The organism is Mycobacterium sp. Marseille-P9652 (assembly GCF_902652685.1).
Taxonomy (GTDB): domain Bacteria; phylum Actinomycetota; class Actinomycetes; order Mycobacteriales; family Mycobacteriaceae; genus Mycobacterium.
Genome location: NZ_CACRUY010000027.1, coordinates 32,337 through 53,292, shown reverse-complemented (window position 1 = coordinate 53,292; position 20,956 = coordinate 32,337). Strand labels below are relative to the sequence as shown.

Sequence of the window (20,956 nt, the reverse complement as noted above, 5' to 3'; positions counted from 1 at the left end):
TCGGTCCTTTCGTGGCCCTTTTTGCTGGCTGTGCCGTCTCAGGTTATCCCGAGCGGCGGTGAGGGCGGGACGCAGCCGGAACGCGACGAGCACGCCATGTGTTCGCCGGACCCGGCCCGCGGCCGGCGGCACAACCCTTAAGCTGACTTGAATGAGTGGCGGGGTGACTGGCTGGGTGCCCGACGTCCTGCAGGGCTATTGGCAGCGCACACTTCCCCTCGGGCCCGACCCCGCGGGCGAGGGCGACATCGTCGCCACGCTGATCCGGCGCGGCTCCGAGGAGGATGCGCGATCCGACCACGCCGTCCTGGCGGTCCACGGCTACACCGACTACTTCTTCCACACCGACCTGGCCGATCACTTCGCCGACCGGGGGTTCACCTTCTACGCGCTGGACCTGCAGAAATGCGGCCGGTCGCACCGTGACGGGCAGACCCCCCACTTCATCACCGATCTGGCCCACTACGACGCCGAACTCGACCGGGCGCTGGAGGTGATCGGGCGGCAGTCGGGCCGGGTCGTGGTGTACGGGCACTCGGCCGGTGGGCTCATCGTGTCGCTGTGGCTGGACCGACTGCGGCGCCGGGCCGCCGGGACGCATTCGCGCGTGGGCGGCCTCGTCCTGAACAGCCCGTTCCTGGACCTGCACGGCCCGGCGGTCCTGCGGCACGCAGCGACCTCCGCGATGATCGCCGGCCTGTCGCGGCTGCGGTCCAAAGGCGTGATCCGCGCCCCCACCCCGGGCGGCTACGGCACCACGCTGCACCGCGACTACGGCGGCGAGTTCGACTACAACCTGAAATGGAAACCGGTGGGCGGCTTCCCCATCACCCTGGGCTGGCTGCACGCCGTGCGGCGCGGCCAGGCCCGGCTGCACCGCGGGCTGGACGTCGGGGTGCCGAGCCTGATCCTGCGGTCGGACCACAGCGTGCGCGAGGGCACGGACCCCGCGGCGATGCATTGCGGCGACGCGGTTCTCGACGTCGCCCTGATCGCCAGGTGGGCCGGCTGCATCGGGCACCGCACCACGATCGTGCCGGTCGCCGACGCCAAGCACGACGTGTTCCTGTCCCTTCCGCGGCCGCGCCGCGCGGCCTACCGGCACCTCGACGTGTGGCTGGATCAGTACCTCGCCGACAGCGACGCCCCGGCGGAGTCGGACCACCGAGAAATCAAGGGTTGACCGCCGGCCATGGAAACGTACGACATCGCCATCATCGGAACCGGTTCGGGCAACAGCATTCTCGACGACCGCTTCGCCGACAAGCGGGTGGCGCTGTGCGAGCAGGGCGCCTTCGGCGGCACCTGCCTCAACGTGGGGTGCATCCCGACGAAGATGTTCGTGTATGCCGCGGAGGTCGCCACGACGATCCGCGACGCCGCGCGGTTCGGCATCGACGCGCACGTCGACCGGGTCCGGTGGGACGACATCGTGTCACGCGTCTTCGGGCGGATCGACCCGAAGTCGCTCAGCGGCGAGGACTTTCGCCGCTCGGCGCCCAACGTGGACATGTACGACCGGCACACCCGGTTCGGCCCGGTCCAGTCCGACGGGCGCTACCTGCTGCGCACCGACGCCGGTGACGAGTTCACCGCCGACCAGGTGGTGATCGCCGCGGGATCGCGTCCCGTGGTTCCCACGCCGATCCTTTCGTCGGGCGTCACCTATCACACCAGCGACACCGTCATGCGCATCCCCGAGCTGCCCGAGCACATCGCGATCGTCGGAAGCGGTTACGTCGCGGCCGAATTCGCACACATCTTCTCGGCCCTCGGTGCGCGCGTAACCCTCGTCGCGCGGGGCAGCACCATGCTGCGGCACTCCGACGACACCCTCTGCGAGCGGTTCACCCGCATCGCGGCGGCCAAGTGGGAGTTGCGCACCCACCGCACCGTGGTCGGCGGGTCCGACCGCGGTTCCGGCGTCGCCCTGCAACTCGACGACGGCAGCACCCTGAACGCCGACCTGCTGCTGGTGGCGACCGGCCGGTTGTCCAACGCCGACCTGCTCGACGCCGATCAGGCCGGGGTCGACGTGCAGGACGGCAGGGTGGCGGTCGACGAGTACCAAAGAACCTCGGCGCGCGGGGTGTTCGCGCTGGGTGACGTCTCGTCGCCCTATCAGCTCAAGCACGTCGCCAACCACGAGGCGCGCGTGGTGCAGCACAACCTGCTGCACGACTGGGACGACACCGACTCGATGGCGATGACCGACCACCGGTTCGTGCCGGCGGCGGTGTTCACCGATCCCCAGCTGGCCGCGGTCGGCTTGACCGAGAACCAGGCTCGGGCAAGGGGATTCGACATCTCCGTGGTCGTCCAGAATTACGGTGACGTGGGTTACGGCTGGGCGATGGAGGACACCACCGGGATCGTCAAGCTGGTGGCCGAGCGCAACACCGGATGCCTGCTGGGCGCGCACATCATGGGCCACCAGGCGTCGTCGATCATCCAGCCGCTGATCCAGGCGATGCGCTCGGGGATGACCGCGCACGAGATGGCCCGTGGGCAGTACTGGATCCACCCTGCCCTGCCCGAGGTCGTGGAGAACGCGCTGCTGGCCCTGGGCGGAGAATCAGCGTGCTGAGCGCTTCCCCGGCCCGTCCTGGCACTGGGGGCACAGGCCGCGCAGCGTCAGTCCCGCCTCCTCCGACAGCGCGAACGAACTGCCCGCCATCGCGTGTTCCAGCGCCGAGCTGAGCCGCCGCGCCGGCACCTCGATGATCGAGCCGCACTGCGTGCACACCGCGTGGTGGTGCGGGGCGGTGGCCAGGCCGTAGGTGGTGACGCCGCCGTCGAGGGTCAAGGCGTGCAGGACGCCCTGCTCGACGAGGGTGGTCACCGTGCGGTAGATGGTCGCGACGTCGGGCGGCTGGGCGCCCGGGGGCAGGCAGGCGCGCACCCGCTGGTGGATCTCCGCCACCGGCAGGTGCCCGTCGACCGGCTCGAGCACCGCCAGGACCTGGATGCGCGACGACATCCGGCGCAGCCCGCGGGCACGCAGGAAGTCGCCGATCCGGGCGGTGTCTGCGGGATCCAACGCCGACGGCTTGCGCGTCACAGGTTTCAGTGTCGCGCCTGCCGAACCGGATTGCCAGCGCGGCGCCCGGTCAACCCACGCCCGATCCCGCTACCCCGGGAGGGCGCTGTCACCGTCCTGTGCGGCAAAACGTCTCTGCGACAGAGCAATACCGGCCCCCGGACCGATGCCCCGGTCCGATCGAGGGGTCATAAGTGACACGCAACTTGTGACAATAGTCCCTAGGTCGGCGCCGAGACCGTTTCGTAATGTCACCGAAGACGCCTGCTTCATCTGCAAAGCATGGCCGAGCATGACCTGGGGGGGTCACGCCGCCGGCAGTTCCCGGCAGCGCTTCTTGTTCGGCCGTCAGGTGAGAAGGCGGTTGGCAGCCGTGAGGAATACAAGGGGGAATTCGGTGTCAGCTGGCAGTACGGCCCGCAGGGTGGTCATCCGGGCGGTTCACAAGCCCATCGAGGGTGCGCAGGACGAGGCCCGCATCGCGTGGGTCTCCAAGGCCTCGTGTCGCACGGTCGACCCAGAGGATCTGTTCGTGCGCGGCGCCGCCCAACGCAAGGCCGCGGTGATCTGCCGGCACTGCCCGGTGCGCATCGAATGCGCCGCCGATGCGCTCGACGCGCGCGTTGAGTTCGGCGTGTGGGGCGGCATGACGGAGCGTCAGCGCCGCGCCCTGCTCAACCGGCACCCCGAGGTGACGTCGTGGGCCGACTACCTCGCCGCCGGAGGCGATCGGCGCAGCGCGTCGTAGGACGCCCCGGGGCGGGCCACGCGACATCCGGCCGCTGTTGCAAGTCACTTGCATTCAGCTGACGGCGCGACCTAGAGTCGGGCACGTTGATCCCGCGCGATACTCCATGGTCCCCGGAAGGACCCCAGTGGCCCGTATGGATCCCGGCCGGCGACGGTCGTTTACGACCCGCTCGCGGATGAAGAACGCTCCCCGCAAGGCCCTCGTCGCCCTGGCTCCGGCGGAGTGGTGGCGGCTCGCAGCGATGCTCGCGCTGATCGTCGCGCTGCACGTGGCCGGGTGGCTCACCCTGGTATTCCTGGTGGAGCCGGGACGATTCACCCTGGAAGGCAAGGCATTCGGCGTCGGGATAGGGCTGACCGCGTACACGCTGGGCATGCGGCACGCCTTCGACGCCGACCACATCGCCGCCATCGACAACACCACCCGCAAGCTCATGCACGACAGGCAACGCCCGCTTGCGGTCGGGTTCTTCTTCTCACTGGGCCACTCCACGGTGGTCTTCGCGCTGGCGGTGCTGCTGGCGACCGGGGTCAAGACCATCGTGGGACCGGTCGAGGACGACTCGTCGGCCCTGCACCACTACACCGGACTGATCGGCACCGGCGTCTCCGGCGTCTTCCTGTACCTGATTGCAATCCTCAACATCGTCATCCTGGCCGGCATCCTGCGGGTGTTCGCGCGCCTGCGCCGCGGGGACTACAACGAAGCCGAACTCGAGCGGCAACTCGACAACCGCGGCCTGATCAACCGTGTCCTCGGCCGCTTCACCAGGTCGATCACCAAGTCCTGGCACGCCTACCCGGTCGGCCTGTTGTTCGGCCTCGGCTTCGACACCGCCACCGAGATCGCCCTGCTGGTGCTCGCGGGCACCAGCGCCGCGGCCGGGCTGCCGTGGTACGCCATCCTGTGCCTGCCAGTGCTGTTCGCCGCGGGCATGTGCCTGCTGGACACCATCGACGGCTCGTTCATGAACTTCGCCTACGGGTGGGCGTTTTCCAACCCGGTGCGGAAGATCTACTACAACATCACCATCACCGCGCTCTCGGTGGCGGTCGCCCTGCTGATCGGAACCGTGGAACTGCTCGGCCTGCTGGCCGACCAACTCGGCTGGCGGGGTGCGTTCTGGCGGTGGGTCACCGGGTTGAACCTCAACGCGGTCGGCTACGCCATCGTCGCGCTGTTCGTCCTCACCTGGGCCGTAGCGCTGCTGGTCTGGCGCCTCGGCCGCTTCGACGAGAAATGGGCGCCGTCGCTCACGCCCGAAACCGCGACTTGACCGCCCGGACCGCGGGTGTAGAACAGTGCTCATGCACGAGCTGTCGCTCTGCGAGGCCATCGCGGGAGTCGTCAAGAACCACGCCGACGGCCGGCACGTCGACGTCGTGCGCGTGCGCATCGGGGCGCTCCGCCAGGTGGTGCCCGAATCGCTGTCCTTCTGCTGGACGCTCGTCCGGGACTCCGAGGACATGCCGGACGCCGAGCTGGAACTGGAGTGCGTCGCCGCCGAGGTCCGGTGCCGCCAGTGCGGCCAACGGTCGGAGATCGCGTCGGCCTGGTCGATCTGGTGCCCGCGGTGCGACAGCGCCGACGTCGAGGTGCTCCGCGGCGACGAGTTCCTGGTGACGTCGCTGGACGTCTCCTGAAAGGTTGTTCGACATGGGGAAGTTTCACCGGCACGACGACGGCACCGTGCACGCCCATGAGCACGAGCACGAGGACCACTCCCACTACCGGACGGGCGCCCAGCGCGTCGAGGTGCTGGAGTCGATCTTCGCCGAGAACGACCTGCTGGCCGACGCCAACCGGGCGGCTTTCGAGAGCAACGGGATCCGCACGCTGAACCTCATGAGCTCACCGGGATCGGGCAAGACCACCGTCCTGCAGGCCACGCTCGACGAGCTCGCCGGCGAATTCGCGATCGGCGTGATCGAGGGCGACATCGCCACCGACCTCGACGCGGCCAAGCTCAGCGGCCGCGGCGCCCAGATCTCACTACTGAACACCAGCAACGGATTTGGCGGCGAGTGCCACCTCGACGCGCCCATGGTCAGCCGCGCGCTGCCCGGCCTCGACCTGCCCGCGCTGGACCTGGTGATCATCGAGAACGTCGGCAACCTCGTCTGCCCCGCGGAGTTCGACGTGGGCGAGCACGCCAAGGCGATGGTGTACTCGGTGACCGAGGGCGAGGACAAACCGCTGAAGTACCCGGTGATGTTCCGGTCGGTGGATGTGGTGCTGCTCAACAAGATTGACCTGGTGCCACACCTGGACGTCGACGTCGACACCTACATCGCGCACGTGCGCGAGGTCAACGCGGCGGCCGAGATCCTGCCCGTCAGCGCGCGCACCGGTGCGGGCATGGCCGCGTGGTATGGCTGGCTGCGCCGGTTCGCGGGAACGCCCGAGGCCTGAGGAGTCCGGAGCGAAAACGGCGGTTCGCAATGCGGCCCTCCTGCAAGCGAATTGCATGACGCCGAGGGTCTTCGGCGCCGTCGCGTGCCTCAGCAAACCGGGCCCAACCGCGCAACATATGTGTAACAAGTGACGGATGCACACCGCCGTTGACAACGCACCATGGCGGGAGTAGACCCAGAAACAACGCTGCGCAAGTGGGCCGACGGTCGACTCCGGCAGCGCAGGAGCTTCAGCCCACGGCTCCGGAAAGCTGCAGCATGCCAACAGAAGCGGCAGTCAAAGCGGAAGAGACATTGATTCATGTTCTATGGATCAATGCGGGGCTCAGTTGCGACGGCGATTCGGTGGCGTTGACTGCCGCCACCCAGCCCAGTGTCGAGGAGATCGCCCTCGGTGCGCTCCCGGGCTTGCCGAAGGTCGCCGTGCACTGGCCCCTGATCGACTTCGAGTGCGGCCCCAACGGCGGGGCGGACGACTTCCTCGAGTGGTTCTTCAGAGCCGACCGCGGCGAACTGGAACCCTTCGTGCTCGTCGTCGAGGGGTCGATCCCCAACGAGAAGATCAAGGACGAGGGCTACTGGTGCGGGTTCGGCAACGACCCGGCCACCGGGCAGCCGATGACCACCAGCGAGTGGCTCGACCGGCTGGCGCCCAAGGCGACCGCCATCGTCGCGGTCGGCACCTGCGCCACCTATGGCGGCATCCACGCCATGGCCGGAAACCCGACGGGTGCGATGGGTGTCCCGGACTACCTCGGCTGGGACTGGAAGAGCAAGGCGGGCATCCCGATCGTCTGCGTCCCCGGTTGCCCGATCCACCCGGACAACCTGTCCGAGACGCTGACCTACCTGCTGTACATGGCGACCGGTCAGGCCCCGATGATCCCGCTCGACAACGCGCTGCGCCCGCAGTGGCTGTTCGGCAAGACCGTGCACGAGGGGTGCGACCGGGCCGGCTACTACGAGCAGGGCGACTTCGCCGACGAGTACGGGTCGCCGAAATGCATTGTGAAGCTTGGGTGTTGGGGTCCCGTGGTGAAGTGCAACGTGCCCAAGCGCGGCTGGATCAACGGTGTGGGCGGGTGCCCGAACGTCGGCGGCATCTGCATCGGTTGCACCATGCCGGGCTTCCCCGACAAGTTCATGCCCTTCATGGACGAGCCGCCGGGCGGCAAGGTCTCGACCAATGCGGTCGGCCTCTACGGCACCGTGATCCGCAGCCTGCGCGGCATCACCGGGCGCACCGTGGACAAGGAGCCGCGCTGGCGCCACAACGGCAACGATCTGACCACCGGAGCGCGCCGCACCTGGTGATCACCGGGTAGCAGCGCGCACCTTCCACTCTCAGCTGAGACGGAGATATTTCGATGACAACAATCGTCCCCGAGCCGTCCACCGCCAAGCGGGAACCGGGCCAGCTCGTCGAGATGGCGTGGGACCCGATCACCCGGATCGTGGGCAGCCTCGGCATCTACACCAAGATCGACTTCGAGAACCGGGAGGTCGTCGAGTGCCACAGCACCTCGTCGATCTTCCGCGGCTACTCGATCTTCATGAAGGGCAAGGACCCGCGCGACGCGCACTTCATCACCAGCCGCATCTGCGGCATCTGCGGCGACAACCACGCGACCTGTTCGTGCTACGCGCAGAACATGGCCTACGGCGTCAAGCCGCCGCACCTCGGTGAGTGGATCGTCAACCTCGGCGAGGCCGCGGAATACATGTTCGACCACAACATCTTCCAGGAGAACCTGGTCGGCGTGGACTTCTGCGAGAAGATGGTCGCCGAAACCAACCCCAGCGTGCTGGCCAAGGCCGAGAACACGCAGGCGCCGCACGCCGACGCCCACGGCTACCGGACGATCGCCGACATCATGCGCTCGCTCAACCCGTTCAGCGGCGAGTTCTACCGCGAGGCGCTGGCCGTCAGCCGCTGGACGCGAGAGATGTTCTGCCTCATGGAGGGTCGCCACGTGCACCCGTCCACGCTGTACCCCGGCGGAGTCGGCACCGTCGCCACCATCCAGCTGATGACCGACTACATGACCCGGCTCATGCGCTACGTGGAGTTCATGAAGAAGGTCGTGCCCATGCACGACGACCTGTTCGACTTCTTCTACGAGGCGCTGCCGGGCTACGAGAAGGTGGGGCTGCGCCGCACGCTGCTCGGCTGCTGGGGCTCCTTCCAGGACCCGGAGGTGTGCAACTTCGAGTACAAGGACATGGAGCGCTGGGGCAACGCCATGTTCGTCACGCCCGGCGTGGTGGTCGACGGCAAGCTGGTCACCCACTCGCTGGTGGACGTCAACCTGGGCATCCGGATCCTCTTGGGCAGTTCGTATTACGACGACTGGACCGACCAGGAGATGTTCGTCAAGACCGACCCGCTGGGCAACGCGGTGGACCGGCGCCACCCGTGGAACCAGCACACCAACCCGCACCCGCAGAAGCGCGACATGGAGGGCGGCAAGTACAGCTGGGTGATGTCGCCGCGCTGGTTCGACGGCAAGGACCACCTGGCGCTCGACACCGGCGGCGGCCCGCTGGCCCGGCTGTGGGCGACGGCGCTGGCCGGCCTCGTCGACATCGGCTACGTCAAGGCCACCGGCAACAGCGTCAAGATCAACCTGCCGAAGACCGCGCTGAAGGGTCCCGTCGAGTTCGAGTGGAAGGTGCCCAAGTTCGGCAGCAACACGATCGAGCGCGACCGGGCCCGCACCTACTTCCAGGCCTACGCGGCGGCGTGCGCGCTGCACTTCGCCGAGAAGGCGCTGGCCGAGATCCGGGCCGGGCGCACCAAGACGTGGGAAAAGTTCGAGGTGCCCGACGAGGGCATCGGCTGCGGCTTCACCGAGGCGGTGCGCGGGGTCCTCAGCCACCACCTGGTGATCCGGGACGGCAAGATCGCGAACTACCACCCGTACCCGCCTACGCCGTGGAACGCCAACCCACGCGACAGCTACGGCACGCCGGGCCCCTACGAGGACGCCGTGCAGGGCCAGCCGATCTTCGAGGAGAACGACCGGGAGCACTTCAAGGGCATCGACGTCATGCGGACCGTCCGCAGCTTCGACCCGTGCCTGCCCTGCGGCGTGCACATGTACCTGGGTAAGGGCAAGACCCTGGACAGATTGCACTCGCCGACCCAGTCGCCGGTCGGGGAGTGACGATCGCAAGCGCGGCGCAGCCGGGCGCGGCGGGTCGTCACCATCGAGGGAGTGGCATGGCGGATCGCCCGGAGGAACCCGACAACCACGCGCAGTGGCGCACGGCGGGCGATCGGATCCAGACCCTCCTGGACGCCTCCGCTGCGGGCGGGCCCGTCGCCTTCGAACGCGCCCAGCAGCTGGTGCGCGAGGTGGTCGGCCTGTACGGCGCCGGGCTGGAACGGATCATGCAACTCGCCGACACCGGGCTGGCCGCGCGGCTCGCCGAGGACGACCTGGTGGCCAGCCTGCTGCTGGTGCACGGCCTGCACCCGCACGACGTGCGCCGCCGGGTGTCCGACGCGCTCGACCGGGTGCGCCCCTACCTCGGCTCGCACGGCGGCGACGTCGACCTCGTCGAGGTCGAGGGCGACACCGTGCGGCTTGCGTTCACCGGCAGCTGCAAGAGCTGCCCGTCGTCGGCGGCGACCCTGGAGCTGGCCGTCGAGGACGCGGTCCGGGCGGCCGCCCCGGAGATCTCCTCGATCGAGGTGGTGACGGCCGAATCGGCGCCCGCTCCCGCCGTCATACCCACCGAATCCCTTCTCGCGCACGTCCGTTCGAACTGGCATCCCCTGCCCGAGCTGGCCGAGCTGGAACCGGGCGACGTCGGCGGGTTCCTGGTGTCGGGCACACCACTGGTGGTGTGCCGGATCGGCGACCTTCCGGTGGCGTACCGCGACCTTTGCCCGGTGTGTAACGACACACTGGCGGGCGCACGACTGCACGAGACGCTGCTGGGCTGCCCGCGCTGCGGCACCGAGTTCGACGTGGTGCAGGCGGGCGCCGGGCCGGACGGAGCCCACGTCGAGCCGCTCCCCTTGCTGCTGCGCGACGGGGTGCCGTCGGTCGCACTCCCCCAGCCTATGAGGGCCGGCGCGTGACCACGCCGTATGACGTGCTGGCCCGGATCACCGGGAATCGCCGCGCGCCGGAGCCGGAAGGGGAGCGCTGCGAGATGTGCGCGGAGGCGATCGCGGACGAGCACCAGCACGTGGTGAATGTGTCGGCGCGGCAATTGATGTGCGTGTGCCGCGCCTGCTACCTGCTGTTCACCGACTCCCACGCCGAGCTGCGCTACCGGGCCGTGCCGGACCGCTACCTGGCGTTCGGCGACTTCGCGCTGGACCGGCGCGCCTGGGAGGCGCTGCAGATCCCGGTGGGCGTCGCCTTCTTCTTCGTCAACTCGGCGCTGGGCCGCACCGTCGCGTTCTATCCCGGCCCGGCTGGGGCGACCGAGTCCGAGCTGGACCTGGCGGCGTGGAACGCGATCGCCGGCGCCGATTCCCGCGTGGGCCTGCTGGCCGAGGACGTGGAGGCGCTTTTGGTGCGGGTACCGGACGAGGCGGAATCGGCTGCGCCGCAGTGCTTCCTGGTGCCGATCGACGCGTGCTACGAGTTCGTCGGGCGGCTGCGCATGCTGTGGCGCGGTTTCGACGGCGGCCAGGAGGCGCGGCGGTTCATCGACGACTTCTTCGCGCGGGTCGCGGCGCGCGCGGTGGCGGTATCCGGGGGGCCACCATGACCGACGTCAGCTTCGCGGTGCTCGACGTGGCGCCCGAGCCGTACACCGTCACCCCGGTGCTCACCGCCCGCGTCGGGATCACCACCGACGCCGACGACCCGGTGCACGCCATGGCCCTGCGCTGCCAGGTGCGTATCGAACCGCTGCGGCGCTCCTACTCCGACGAGGAAGCCGCCGGGCTGACCGACCTGTTCGGTCCGCGCGAGCGCTGGGCCAACACCCAGCGCACCTTCCTGTGGCAGCACTGCACCGCGATGGTGCCGGGCTTCACCGGGCACACGACGGTCGCGCTGCCGCTGGACTGCACGTACGACTTCGAGGTCGCCGCGGCGAAGTACCTGCACGCGCTGCGCGACGGCGCCCTGCCGCTCGAATTCCTGTTCAGCGGAACGATTTTCCTCAAGGGTGAGCGCGGCTTCTCGGTGCAGCAGGTGCCCTGGGACTGCGAGTACCGCTACGACATGCCGGTCGCGGTGTGGCGGGCCCTGGTCGCCCAGCACTACCCCAATGCCGGATGGGTGCGGCTGAGCCACGACACCATCGCCGCCCTGGCCGCTTACAAGTCGGCCCTGGGCCTGCTCGACCTCGACCACGCGATCACCTCCCTGTTGCCGGCCGAACGGGAGGCCGCGCGATGACCTCGCAGGGGACGTCGAATTGGGACCGCGCCCGCACCGTCGCCGACGCGGTGCTCTACGAGGGCTACCTCCTCTACCCGTACCGCGGCACGTCGAGCAAGAACCAGTCGCGGTGGCAGTTCGGCGTACTCGGACCCCCCGGCGCGGTGGACGCCGGCCTCGGCGAGGAGGACAGCATCGCCGCCGACGTCCTGGTCGACGGCGGGAAATCGCTCACCCTGGTGGTGCGGTTCCTCCAGTTGCAGCACCGGCGGGCCGAGCGCGCACTGCCGGGCGGCGGGTTCGAGCCCGTCGACGAGCTGACCACCCCGACGGGGTCGTGGCTCACCTGGGACGAGGCGGTCGAATGCGAAATCCCCCTCGGGCCGCTCGCTTTCGACTCGCACACGCTGCCGGTGAACGCCGCGGCGGCCACCGAGGTCGAGCCCGTCGACGGTGGCCGCCTGGTCCGCGAACGCCGGGAGGTGCGCGGCGTGCTGACGGTCACCGTCGAGCCGGACGGCGAGCTGCGCCGGGTGTCGGTGCGGCTGGCCAACACCGGCGGCCCGGCCCGGGACAAGGACGACGCGATCGCGCGCTCCTTCATCGGCGCCCACCTGATCGCGGAAGTAGTTGGCGGCCAGTTTGTTTCGCTGCTCGAGCCGCCCCCCGAGGCGGCCGGCGCGGTGTCGCGGTGCCACCGGCACCGCTGCTTCCCCGTGCTGGCCGGCCCGCCCGGCGCCCGCGACCTCCTGCTGGTGTCCCCGATCATCCTCTATGACCACCCCGAGGTCGCCGAGCAGAGCAGCACCGCGATGTACGACTGCACCGAGATCGACGAATTGCTCGCGCTGCGGGTGATGACGATGACGGACGAGGAGAAGGCGCAGGCGCGGGCCACCGACGCGCGGGCCGCACGGATCATCGACGAGTGCGACGCGATGTCGCCCGACGACCTGGCGCGCCTGCACGGGGTGCTGCGCGACCCGCACGCGTTGTCCACCGCGGCGGGCCTGGTGCCCGAGGTGCCCGAGGGCGTGGACTGGTGGGACCCGTTGGCCGACAACGCCGTCCGGCCCGAGGTCGACGCGGTGCTGGTGAACGGCGTCCGGGTGGCCCGCGGCAGCCGGGTCCGGCTGCGGCCGCGGCGCAACGCCGACGCGCAGGACATCTTCGTGGCCGGCAGGATCGCGCGCGTCACCTCCGTCCACGAGGACGTCGAGGGCAAGAAGCACGTCGGCGTGGTGGTGGAGGACGACCCGGCCGCCGACCTGCACGACTGGTACGGCCGCTACCTGTACTTCTCCCCCGACGAAGTCGAACCTGTGGGAGTCGAGCCTCTGAAAGCCGAACACAGCCAACCGTGAAAGGAGTTCGCCATGGAAGTGATGGGTTGGATATTCGTGGCCATCATCGCCCTGGTGGCGGCCGTCGCCGTCGCGCTGGGGGTCATCTCCCTGCCGGATGCCCGCCGCTACCTCAAACTGAGGCGGATGTAGCACGGACGGGAGCCCCATGACCGCCCGCATCCTGGTGGCCGGCATCGGCAACATCTTCCTGGGCGACGACGGATTCGGCTCGGAAGTCGTCCGCGCCGCCGCCCTGCCCCGCGACGACCCGAGCCTGCGCGTCGTCGACTACGGCATCCGCGGCACGCATCTGGCCTACGACCTGCTCGAGGAGTGGGACACGCTGGTGCTCGTCGACGCGGTACCCAGCCGCGGCCACCCCGGCACCCTGCACGTCTTTCAGGCCGACCACGAGTCAGAGGCCGAGAACCCGGTCGGCATCGACGCCCACAGCATGGACCCCGCCGCGGTGTTCGCCGGCCTCCGGGCCCTCGGCGGGACGCCGCCCTACACGGTCGTGGTCGGCTGCGAGGCGGGACAGGTCGAGGAAGGGATCGGCCTGACCGAACCCGTCGCCGCGGCGGTTCCCCGCGCCGCCCGCGCCGTCGAGGAGATCGTCGCGGCCTTGCAGGGATCGCTGGCCGCGACGTGGCCCGCGCCCGCCGGAGGGGAGCGCTGAGCCATGTGTCTGGGCATTCCCGGCCAGGTCGTCCGGATGCTGGACGGTTACGAGGGCCAGCTGGCGCTGGTGGACGTCGTGGGCGAACAGCGCAGGGTGAACGTGGGGATGCTGCCGGAGGAGACCTTCTCCCCCGGTGACTGGATAATCATCCACATGGGCTTCGCCGTGGAGAAGACGGACCGGGCTGGGGCGGAACAGGCGATGGCCGGCCTCGAGCTGATGGGCCGCGGTCCCGCCGACCCGGCCGACGACCCCTGGGGCCGATTGACATGACCGAGTCCCCCGTGATGGTGCGACCGGCCGAGCTCCGGCAGCGCTTCACGGTCACCGGCGTGGTTCAGGGGGTCGGCTTTCGCCCGTTCGTCCACCGCGTCGCCAGCGAGCTGGGGCTCGCGGGTTTCGTCGGCAACGACTCGGGCGCCGTCTTTCTGGAGGTGCAGGGCGAATGCACGCGGGTGATGGAATTCGCCCGCAGGTTGCGCGCCGAGGCCCCGCCGCTGGCGCGGATCGGCGCCGTCGCGGTTGCCGACGTCCCGATCGACGCGGCGTGCGACGGGGAGTTCCGGATCGTGGCGAGCGAGGCGGTCACAGGCGCCAGCACGCCGATCCCACCGGACGTCGCCACGTGCGACGACTGCGTCGCCGAGTTGTTCGACCCTGGCGACCGGCGCTACCGGCACCCGTTCATCACGTGCACCAACTGCGGGCCGAGGTTCACCATCGTCCGCGCGCTGCCGTACGACCGCCCGGGCACCACGATGGCCGCGTTCCCCCTGTGCGGGCGCTGCGCCGCCGAATATCGCGACCCCACCGACCGCCGGTTTCACGCGCAGCCGATCGCGTGCCCCGGGTGCGGCCCGTCGCTGTGGTTCACCTCGAGCGCCGGCCGCGTGGACGGATCCGACGGCGCGCTGGCGGCAACGCAGGCCGCCCTGGCGGCGGGCGCGGTGGTCGCGATCAAGGGGATCGGCGGCTACCACCTGGCCTGCGCGCCCCGCGACGCGGCGGCCGTCGGTGCGCTCCGGGCCCGAAAGGCGCGCGGCGCCAAGCCCTTTGCGATGCTCGTCCGCGACCTCGACGTGGCGCGCCGCTACGCTCACGTCGACGACGACGAGGCCGCCGTCCTGTCGGGTCCGGCCCGCCCGATCGTGTTGCTGCGCCGCCGCGACGGCGCGCCGGTCGCCGACGCGGTCGCCCCCGGCAACCCGCTGCTCGGCCTGATGCTGCCCTACTCCCCGATCCACCACCTGCTGCTCGCGCCCGTGCCGGGTGCCGCGCGGCCCGTCCCCGAGGCGCTCGTGCTGACGAGCGCCAACCGCTCCGACGAACCCCTCTGCTTCACCGACGACGATGCCGCGCACAGGCTTTCGGTGCTCTGTGACGCGGTCCTCGACCACGACCGGCCCATCCACGTGCCGTGCGACGACTCTGTGGTGCGCGTGGTGGACGGCGAAGAACTGCCGATCCGCCGCTCGCGCGGCTACGCGCCGCTGCCGGTCGACCTGCGGCTCGCGGGTCCCGCCGTGCTGGCCGTGGGTGGTGAACTGAAGAACACCTTCTGCCTCACCGACGGGCCGCGCGCCTACCTGTCCGGCCACATCGGCGACATGGGCACCTTGGAGACGCTGCGGGCGTTCGATCGGGCCGTGGGCCAGCTGGGTGAAATCCGGGGCGAGCCAACACGATTGGCCGCCGATCTGCATCCCGACTACCACACCCGGGGCTGGGCCGAGCGCCACGCCGGCGACCGCCCGCTGGACCTCGTCCAGCACCATCACGCGCACGTGGTGTCGCTGCTTGCCGAGCACGGGCGCCTCGGCGAACCCATCGTCGGCGTCGCCTTCGACGGCACCGGTTACGGCTGTGACCACACGATCTGGGGCGGGGAGATCCTGACGCTCGGCGCCGACAGCGACCGTTTTGTGCGCGCCGGCCACCTGCTGGCCGTCCCGCTGCCCGGCGGCGACGCGGCGGTGCGCAACCCCTGGCGGATGGCCCTGGCGCAGTTGTGGGTGGCGGGCCTGGACTGGACCGCCGAGCTGGCGCCGGTGGCCGCCGCGAGCGCCGACGAATTGCGCCTCGTCCGTTCACAATTGGAGAGCGGAGCCGGGTGTGTGCCGTGCTCGAGCATGGGCCGGCTGTTCGACGCCATCGCCTCGCTCCTCGGGGTGCGGCAGCGGATCGACTACGAGGGGCAGGCCGCCATCGAACTCGAGGCCCTGGCCGGGTCGGCGGGCGACGGGCCCCGTCCGTCGCTGCCGCTGACCGTGCGCTCCGACGGCGTGATCGACCCCGCCACGACCGTGCAGACGATCGTGTCGGCGCTGCACGCCGGCACACCGCCCGCGCTGCTGGCGGCGGCATTCCACGACGCGGTCGCCGACGCCGTCGCCGAGGTGGTCGCGCGGGTGGCCGGCGACACCCGCCTGGTCGGCCTGACCGGCGGTGTCTTCCAGAACGTGCTGTTGCTGCGCGCATGCCGAAGCCGGTTGCGCCGGAACGGTTTCGAGGTGCTGACCCACCGCACCGTCCCGCCGAACGACGGCGGGCTGGCGCTGGGTCAGGCCGCGGTCTCGATGCTGGCCGGGATGCGCGAGGGCTGAAGGGGGACGGAACAATGATCACGACCGCGATCGATCGCGGGCTGGGTGCAGAGCTGGCCACAAACCTCAGTGCCGACCTGGCGGCGACCGCGCTGACGCTCGCCCGCCGCTTCGCCGCGGGCGCGACGATGTGGTCGGTCGCGCCCGGCTGGGAGCCGCACGCGCTGCACATCGCCGTCGAGTTCGTGCACCCGGTGATCGTGGGCAAGCGGGCGCTGCCCGCCGTCGCGCTCACCGGCCCCGACATCGTCGACCTCGTGCGGGTGTCGGCGCGCCCGGGAGACATCGTCGTCGCCGTTGCCGGCGCCGACGACCCGCAGGTGCGCTCGGTGATGCGCCGGGCCCCGGCCTGGGGTGTCACCACGATCTGGATCGGCAGCGGCGAACGGCCGCGGGCCGGTCTTGCCGACCACGTGCTGTGGCTCGACGACCCCGATCCGCGCGTGCCCGCGACGGGCGGCTTCGTGCTGTTCTACCACCTGCTGTGGGAGCTCACCCACGTGTGCTTCGAACATCCCGGCCTGCTCAAACCCGAAGAGCCACAGGACGTCTGCGTCACCTGCAGCGACGAGGGCCGCGTGGGCGAGGTAGTCGGCGCATCGAGGGGCGGCACCGCCGCCGTGCGCACCGCGCGGGGCGTCGAGGACGTCGTGACCACGCTGGTGGACCCCGTCGCCCCCGGCGACCTGATCCTCGTGCACGCCGGCACGGCCATCTCGCGGCTGGACGAGGAGGCCCGGTCATGACCGACGAGCCCACCAACTTCCTGTATCCGTTCATCGACGCCGAGGAGGACCTGCTAGGAGAGGGGGCCCGTTCGCTGCTCGCCGACCTCGCCGCGTCGGCGCAGGCGAAGGCCGCCGAAAGCCTGGAATTGCGGCGCGCCACGCTGGAAGCCAACGCCGAACTGCTGGCGCGGGCCGCCGACGAGATGGCGCGCCGCTTCGCGGCGGGAGGACGGTTGTTCACCTTCGGAAACGGCGGCAGCTGCACCGATTCCACGACGCTGGCCGGCTTGTTCGCCCGGCCGCCGATCGGGAGGCCGCTACCCGCGTGGTCGCTGACGGCCGACCAGGCGATCCTGACCGCGCTCGGCAACGACGTGGGATTCGAGCTGGTGTTCGCGCGCCAATTGATCGCGCGGTCGCAGGCCGGAGACATCGCGATCGCGATGTCGACGAGCGGAAGCTCGGCGAACCTGCTGGCCGGGCTGGCCGAGGCGCGGCGGCGCGGCCTGTACACGGTCGGTTTCGCCGGCTACGACGGCGGCGCCTTCGCCAGCAGCCCGGCCGTCGACGCGTGCTTCACGGTGCGCTCGCAGAGCGTGCACCGCATCCAGGAATCCCAGGCGCTGCTGGGGTATCGATTGTGGCTGGCCGTCCACGAGCGGTTGGGCGACCGGGGTTTGGGGGCCGCATGAGTAAATCGCCGGGCGACTACCTGTCATCCGGGCCGCGGTTCGGCGAGGGCGAGGTGATCGAGCGGATCGAGTCGTTCCGCCGGCGGCGCCCCCGGTTGCTCGACGACCACGTGACCCTGGCGCACGGGGCCGGCGGCAAGGCGTCGGCGGCGCTGGTGGACGCGGTGTTCGTCGAGGCGTTCCGCAACCCGATGCTCGAATCGCTGGGCGACGGCGCCGTGCTGACGCTGCCGGGCGGGGAGCGGCTGGCGATGTCGACCGATTCTTTCGTGGTGCAGCCCAGGCGTTTTCCCGGCGGCTCGCTCGGCGAGCTGGCCGTCAACGGCACCTGTAACGACCTGGCGATGGCCGGGGCGGTGCCCGCGTGGATCTCGGCGGCCTTCGTGCTCGAGGAGGGGTTCGCCATCGACGAGCTGAAGCGCATCGTCGCCGACATGGCGGCTGCGGCAACGGCGGCCGGCGTGCAGATCGTCACCGGTGACACCAAGGTGGTGCCGCGGGGCGCCGCAGACGGGCTGTTCATCACCACGACGGGCGCCGGCGTGATCCCGGCGGGCCGTGCGCTTTCGGCGAGCGCGGTGCGCCCCGGGGACCGGGTGCTGCTGTCGGGGTCGATGGGCGATCACGGCATGGCGGTGATGCTGGCGCGCGGCGACCTGGCCATCGAGGCCGACATCGCTTCGGACACCGCCTCGTTGAGCCCGCTGGTGGAGCTGCTGATGGCGGCCGCGCCGTCGACCCGCTGGCTGCGGGACGCGACCCGCGGCGGGGTCGGCACCGTCTGCAACGAACTCGCGCAGTCGTGCGGGCTGGGCGTGCTGCTCGAGGAGGAGCGGCTGCCCGTGACGCCCACCGTGAACGGCGCCTGTGAGCTGCTGGGCATCGACCCGCTGTACGTCGCCAACGAGGGCAAGCTCGTCGCCGTCGTCGCCCCGGAAGAGGCCGAGGCCGGGCTGGCCGCGCTGCGGTCGCACCCGCTGGGCGCCGGGGCGGCCGAGGTCGGGCAGATCGTGCCGGAACCGGCCGAAAGTGTCGTGCTACGAACGGGATTCGGGGGCACCCGGATCGTCGACATGCTGGTCGGCGACCCGCTGCCTCGAATCTGTTAGAGGAGGTGGCGATCGCGAGCGCGGCGAAGCCGGGCGAAGCGGGTCGCCACAGAGAGGAGGTCCACAAGATGTGTCTGGGGATTCCGGGACGGATCGTCGAGATCACCGACGCCGAGAACTATTTGGCGAAGGTCGACGTCAGCGGTGTGCAGCGCACCATCAGCATCCGCCTGCTCGACGACGACCCGCCCGCGCCCGACGACTGGGTGCTGGTGCACGTCGGCTTCGCGATGGCCAAGATCGACGAGACCGAGGCCCTGCTGACCCTGGCCGCCATCAAGAAACTCGGCGAGGCCTACACCGCCGAGATGGAAGCCTTCGACTCCTCGGCCATCAACTAAAGGGGGACGGACATGAAATTCGTTGACGAGTTCCGCGACCCGGCGGCCGCCCGCAAACTGCTGGGCGCCATCGAAAAACTGGCCGGCGACAGCGACGAGTTCAAGTTCATGGAGGTGTGCGGCGGCCACACCCACACCATCTACCGCCATGGCATCGAACACCTGCTGCCCGGCAACGTCGAACTCGTGCACGGTCCGGGATGCCCGGTGTGCGTGATCCCGATGGGCCGCATCGACGACGCCATGTGGCTGGCCGGGCAGCCCGACGTCATCTTCACGTGCTTCGGTGACATGATGCGCGTGCCCGGCTCGTCCGGCAGCCTGCTCGACGCGAAGGCCAAGGGCGCCGACGTGCGGTTCGTCTACTCGCCGCTGGACGCGCTGAAGATCGCGGTCGACAACCCCGGCAAGCGGGTGGTGTTCTTCGCGATCGGGTTCGAGACCACCGCGCCGTCGACGGCGGTGACGCTGGTGCGCGCCCGCGATCTGGGCCTGACCAACTTCAGCGTGTTCTGCAACCACGTCACGATCGTGCCGCCGATCAAGGCCATCCTCGAATCCCCCGACCTTCGCCTGTCGGGCTTCATCGGCCCCGGCCACGTCTCCACCGTCGTCGGCAACAGGCCCTACCGGTTCGTGCCGCAGGTGTATCGAAAGCCGTTGGTGGTGGCCGGTTTCGAGCCGCTCGACATCCTGGCTGCCGTGGCCATGCTGCTGACCCAGATCCGCGAGGGCCGCTGCGAGGTGGAGAACCAGTACAAGCGCGTGGTGCCCGAGAACGGCAACCCCGCCGCGCTCGCGCTGATGGGCAAGGTGTTCGCGCTGCGGCCCCACTTCGAATGGCGCGGGCTCGGTTTCATCTCGCAGAGCGCGCTGCGCCTGCACGACGACTTCGCCGGGTACGACGCCGAGCTGCTGTTCGCCATGCCGGGCGTGCGGGTGGCCGACCCGAAGGCCTGCCAGTGCGGCGAGGTGCTCAAGGGCGTGCTGAAGCCCTGGGAGTGCAAGGTTTTCGGCACCGCCTGCACCCCCGAGACGCCGATCGGCACGTGCATGGTGTCGCCGGAGGGGGCCTGTGCGGCCTACTACAACTTCGGCCGCATGCACCGGGACGCCGCCAAGCTCGTGGGCCGCACTTGACCGACGACCCGGTGCGGCGCGGCGCGGACATGTTCGCCCGCTACGCCTACGCCCCGAACGCGCTCGGCTACTGCGGGCCGCCGCTCGGGGCGACGCTGCGCGACGGCACGGTCGACGACGTGCGCGCGGCCGCCCGGGGGTTCTCGGGGGCCTGGCCGTACCTGCGGGTGCTGTCGGAGCTGACCGGGATCGCCGACCCGCTCGATGTGCGGCTCGTCGAATCCTATTGGCTGGGCGGCGGAGTCGGCGCCGGCCTGGATGCACGGGCATTCTACGACGCGCTGCTGGCCATCATCGGCCCGCAGGCCGGCCGGTACTGGGCCCACCTCACCGCGGAACTCGCGGCCGAGGCGGCCGGCAACCACAGCTTCCACGTCTTCGGCGTCTACCCGTGGACGCGATTCCTGGGCCGGGGCATGGACGAGCACCCGCTCACCGTCCTCGACAACTGCCGGATCACTTGGGGGACAGTCTCTTCCGTTACCGGCGACCGGGTCGAGGTGTCGTGCCGGAGGCTGCGCTGGGACGGCCGGGAACTCGCGTTGGGCGAGCCGTCGGCGCGCGCGCTGGACGTCTGGGCCGACGGCTACAGCGCGGTGCCCGACGTCGCCATTGGCGACCGGGTCGCGGTGCACTGGGACCGGCTGTGCGGCCGGCTCTCGGAGGAACAGGTTCGCGCGCTGGCCAACAGCACGGACCGCCAGCTCCGGATGACGACCCAACGGCTGACGCGAGTGTAAATATCTGCGACACTGGCGG

General features: G+C 70.2%; 23 protein-coding genes. 22 read left to right on the top strand and 1 reads right to left on the bottom strand.

The window, feature by feature from the left end; all coding sequences use genetic code 11:
- Positions 1 to 151: 151 nt before the first annotated feature.
- Positions 152 to 1,183, top strand: coding sequence for an alpha/beta hydrolase (locus GPY60_RS15515; protein WP_231639676.1), 1,032 nt, complete (start codon positions 152 to 154; stop codon positions 1,181 to 1,183).
- A gap of 9 nt (positions 1,184 to 1,192) precedes the next feature.
- Positions 1,193 to 2,587 carry a mycothione reductase gene (mtr, locus tag GPY60_RS15510; RefSeq protein WP_156688560.1) on the top strand — a complete coding sequence of 465 codons (1,395 nt, stop codon included), beginning with the start codon at positions 1,193 to 1,195 and terminating at the stop codon, positions 2,585 to 2,587.
- Here mtr and GPY60_RS15505 read toward each other — a convergent pair.
- Complete coding sequence (locus tag GPY60_RS15505) at positions 2,576 to 3,061, bottom strand: Fur family transcriptional regulator (protein WP_231639675.1); 486 nt, start codon at positions 3,059 to 3,061, stop codon at positions 2,576 to 2,578. The two genes, mtr and GPY60_RS15505, sit on opposite strands and share 12 nt — an antisense overlap.
- A 376-nt stretch (positions 3,062 to 3,437) precedes the next feature.
- On the opposite strand from GPY60_RS15505, the gene GPY60_RS15500 reads away from it, so the two are divergent.
- The 20 genes from GPY60_RS15500 to GPY60_RS15410 all read left to right on the top strand — a co-directional run bounded on the left by GPY60_RS15500 (position 3,438) and on the right by GPY60_RS15410 (position 20,937).
- Positions 3,438 to 3,788 carry a WhiB family transcriptional regulator gene (locus tag GPY60_RS15500; protein ID WP_156688559.1) on the top strand — a complete coding sequence of 117 codons (351 nt, stop codon included), beginning with the start codon at positions 3,438 to 3,440 and terminating at the stop codon, positions 3,786 to 3,788.
- A 178-nt stretch (positions 3,789 to 3,966) separates the two neighbouring features.
- Positions 3,967 to 5,067: a HoxN/HupN/NixA family nickel/cobalt transporter gene (locus GPY60_RS15495; RefSeq protein ID WP_156688558.1), complete on the top strand. Its 1,101-nt coding sequence runs from the start codon at positions 3,967 to 3,969 to the stop codon at positions 5,065 to 5,067.
- 31 nt (positions 5,068 to 5,098) lie between these two features.
- Positions 5,099 to 5,434, top strand: coding sequence for a hydrogenase maturation nickel metallochaperone HypA (locus tag GPY60_RS15490; protein ID WP_156688557.1), 336 nt, complete (start codon positions 5,099 to 5,101; stop codon positions 5,432 to 5,434).
- A 13-nt stretch (positions 5,435 to 5,447) separates the two neighbouring features.
- Complete coding sequence (gene hypB, locus GPY60_RS15485; protein WP_156688556.1) at positions 5,448 to 6,203, top strand: hydrogenase nickel incorporation protein HypB; 756 nt, start codon at positions 5,448 to 5,450, stop codon at positions 6,201 to 6,203.
- Between the two features lie 260 nt (positions 6,204 to 6,463).
- Positions 6,464 to 7,519 (top strand): hydrogenase expression protein HypE, encoded by a 1,056-nt coding sequence (locus GPY60_RS15480; protein ID WP_156688555.1) that lies wholly within the window; start codon positions 6,464 to 6,466, stop codon positions 7,517 to 7,519.
- Positions 7,520 to 7,572: 53 nt separating this feature from the next.
- Positions 7,573 to 9,372 carry a nickel-dependent hydrogenase large subunit gene (locus GPY60_RS15475; RefSeq protein WP_156688554.1) on the top strand — a complete coding sequence of 600 codons (1,800 nt, stop codon included), beginning with the start codon at positions 7,573 to 7,575 and terminating at the stop codon, positions 9,370 to 9,372.
- Positions 9,373 to 9,428: 56 nt separating this feature from the next.
- Complete coding sequence (locus tag GPY60_RS15470) at positions 9,429 to 10,295, top strand: NifU family protein (RefSeq protein ID WP_156688553.1); 867 nt, start codon at positions 9,429 to 9,431, stop codon at positions 10,293 to 10,295.
- A complete protein-coding gene (locus GPY60_RS15465) occupies positions 10,292 to 10,936 on the top strand; it encodes a DUF5947 family protein (RefSeq protein ID WP_156688552.1) in 645 nt (214 codons plus the stop codon). The genes GPY60_RS15470 and GPY60_RS15465 overlap by 4 nt, the downstream gene beginning before the upstream one ends.
- Complete coding sequence (locus GPY60_RS15460; RefSeq protein ID WP_156688551.1) at positions 10,933 to 11,574, top strand: DUF6084 family protein; 642 nt, start codon at positions 10,933 to 10,935, stop codon at positions 11,572 to 11,574. The genes GPY60_RS15465 and GPY60_RS15460 overlap by 4 nt, the downstream gene beginning before the upstream one ends.
- Positions 11,571 to 12,920, top strand: coding sequence for a hypothetical protein (locus GPY60_RS15455; RefSeq protein WP_156688550.1), 1,350 nt, complete (start codon positions 11,571 to 11,573; stop codon positions 12,918 to 12,920). The genes GPY60_RS15460 and GPY60_RS15455 overlap by 4 nt, the downstream gene beginning before the upstream one ends.
- A 12-nt stretch (positions 12,921 to 12,932) precedes the next feature.
- Complete coding sequence (locus GPY60_RS27835; protein ID WP_444850859.1) at positions 12,933 to 13,052, top strand: DUF6893 family small protein; 120 nt, start codon at positions 12,933 to 12,935, stop codon at positions 13,050 to 13,052.
- 16 nt (positions 13,053 to 13,068) lie between these two features.
- Positions 13,069 to 13,581 (top strand): hydrogenase maturation protease, encoded by a 513-nt coding sequence (locus GPY60_RS15450; RefSeq protein WP_156688549.1) that lies wholly within the window; start codon positions 13,069 to 13,071, stop codon positions 13,579 to 13,581.
- Positions 13,582 to 13,584: 3 nt separating this feature from the next.
- Positions 13,585 to 13,857: a HypC/HybG/HupF family hydrogenase formation chaperone gene (locus GPY60_RS15445; RefSeq protein ID WP_156688548.1), complete on the top strand. Its 273-nt coding sequence runs from the start codon at positions 13,585 to 13,587 to the stop codon at positions 13,855 to 13,857.
- Positions 13,854 to 16,187, top strand: coding sequence for a carbamoyltransferase HypF (gene hypF, locus GPY60_RS15440; protein WP_156688547.1), 2,334 nt, complete (start codon positions 13,854 to 13,856; stop codon positions 16,185 to 16,187). The genes GPY60_RS15445 and hypF overlap by 4 nt, the downstream gene beginning before the upstream one ends.
- Before the next feature lie 14 nt (positions 16,188 to 16,201).
- Positions 16,202 to 16,933, top strand: a complete 732-nt coding sequence (locus tag GPY60_RS15435; protein ID WP_156688546.1) for a HypC/HybG/HupF family hydrogenase formation chaperone — start codon at positions 16,202 to 16,204, stop codon at positions 16,931 to 16,933.
- On the top strand, positions 16,930 to 17,607 hold the full coding sequence (locus GPY60_RS15430) for a D-sedoheptulose-7-phosphate isomerase (RefSeq protein ID WP_156688545.1): 678 nt from the start codon (positions 16,930 to 16,932) through the stop codon (positions 17,605 to 17,607). Before GPY60_RS15435 ends, GPY60_RS15430 begins: the two co-directional genes overlap by 4 nt.
- Positions 17,604 to 18,716, top strand: a complete 1,113-nt coding sequence (gene hypE / locus GPY60_RS15425; protein WP_156688544.1) for a hydrogenase expression/formation protein HypE — start codon at positions 17,604 to 17,606, stop codon at positions 18,714 to 18,716. The genes GPY60_RS15430 and hypE overlap by 4 nt, the downstream gene beginning before the upstream one ends.
- 68 nt (positions 18,717 to 18,784) lie before the next feature.
- Positions 18,785 to 19,057 carry a HypC/HybG/HupF family hydrogenase formation chaperone gene (locus tag GPY60_RS15420; RefSeq protein ID WP_156688543.1) on the top strand — a complete coding sequence of 91 codons (273 nt, stop codon included), beginning with the start codon at positions 18,785 to 18,787 and terminating at the stop codon, positions 19,055 to 19,057.
- Positions 19,058 to 19,069: 12 nt separating this feature from the next.
- Positions 19,070 to 20,197 carry a hydrogenase formation protein HypD gene (gene hypD / locus GPY60_RS15415; protein WP_156688542.1) on the top strand — a complete coding sequence of 376 codons (1,128 nt, stop codon included), beginning with the start codon at positions 19,070 to 19,072 and terminating at the stop codon, positions 20,195 to 20,197.
- Positions 20,194 to 20,937, top strand: a complete 744-nt coding sequence (locus tag GPY60_RS15410; protein ID WP_255457246.1) for a DUF6390 family protein — start codon at positions 20,194 to 20,196, stop codon at positions 20,935 to 20,937. The genes hypD and GPY60_RS15410 overlap by 4 nt, the downstream gene beginning before the upstream one ends.
- Positions 20,938 to 20,956: the final 19 nt, after the last annotated feature.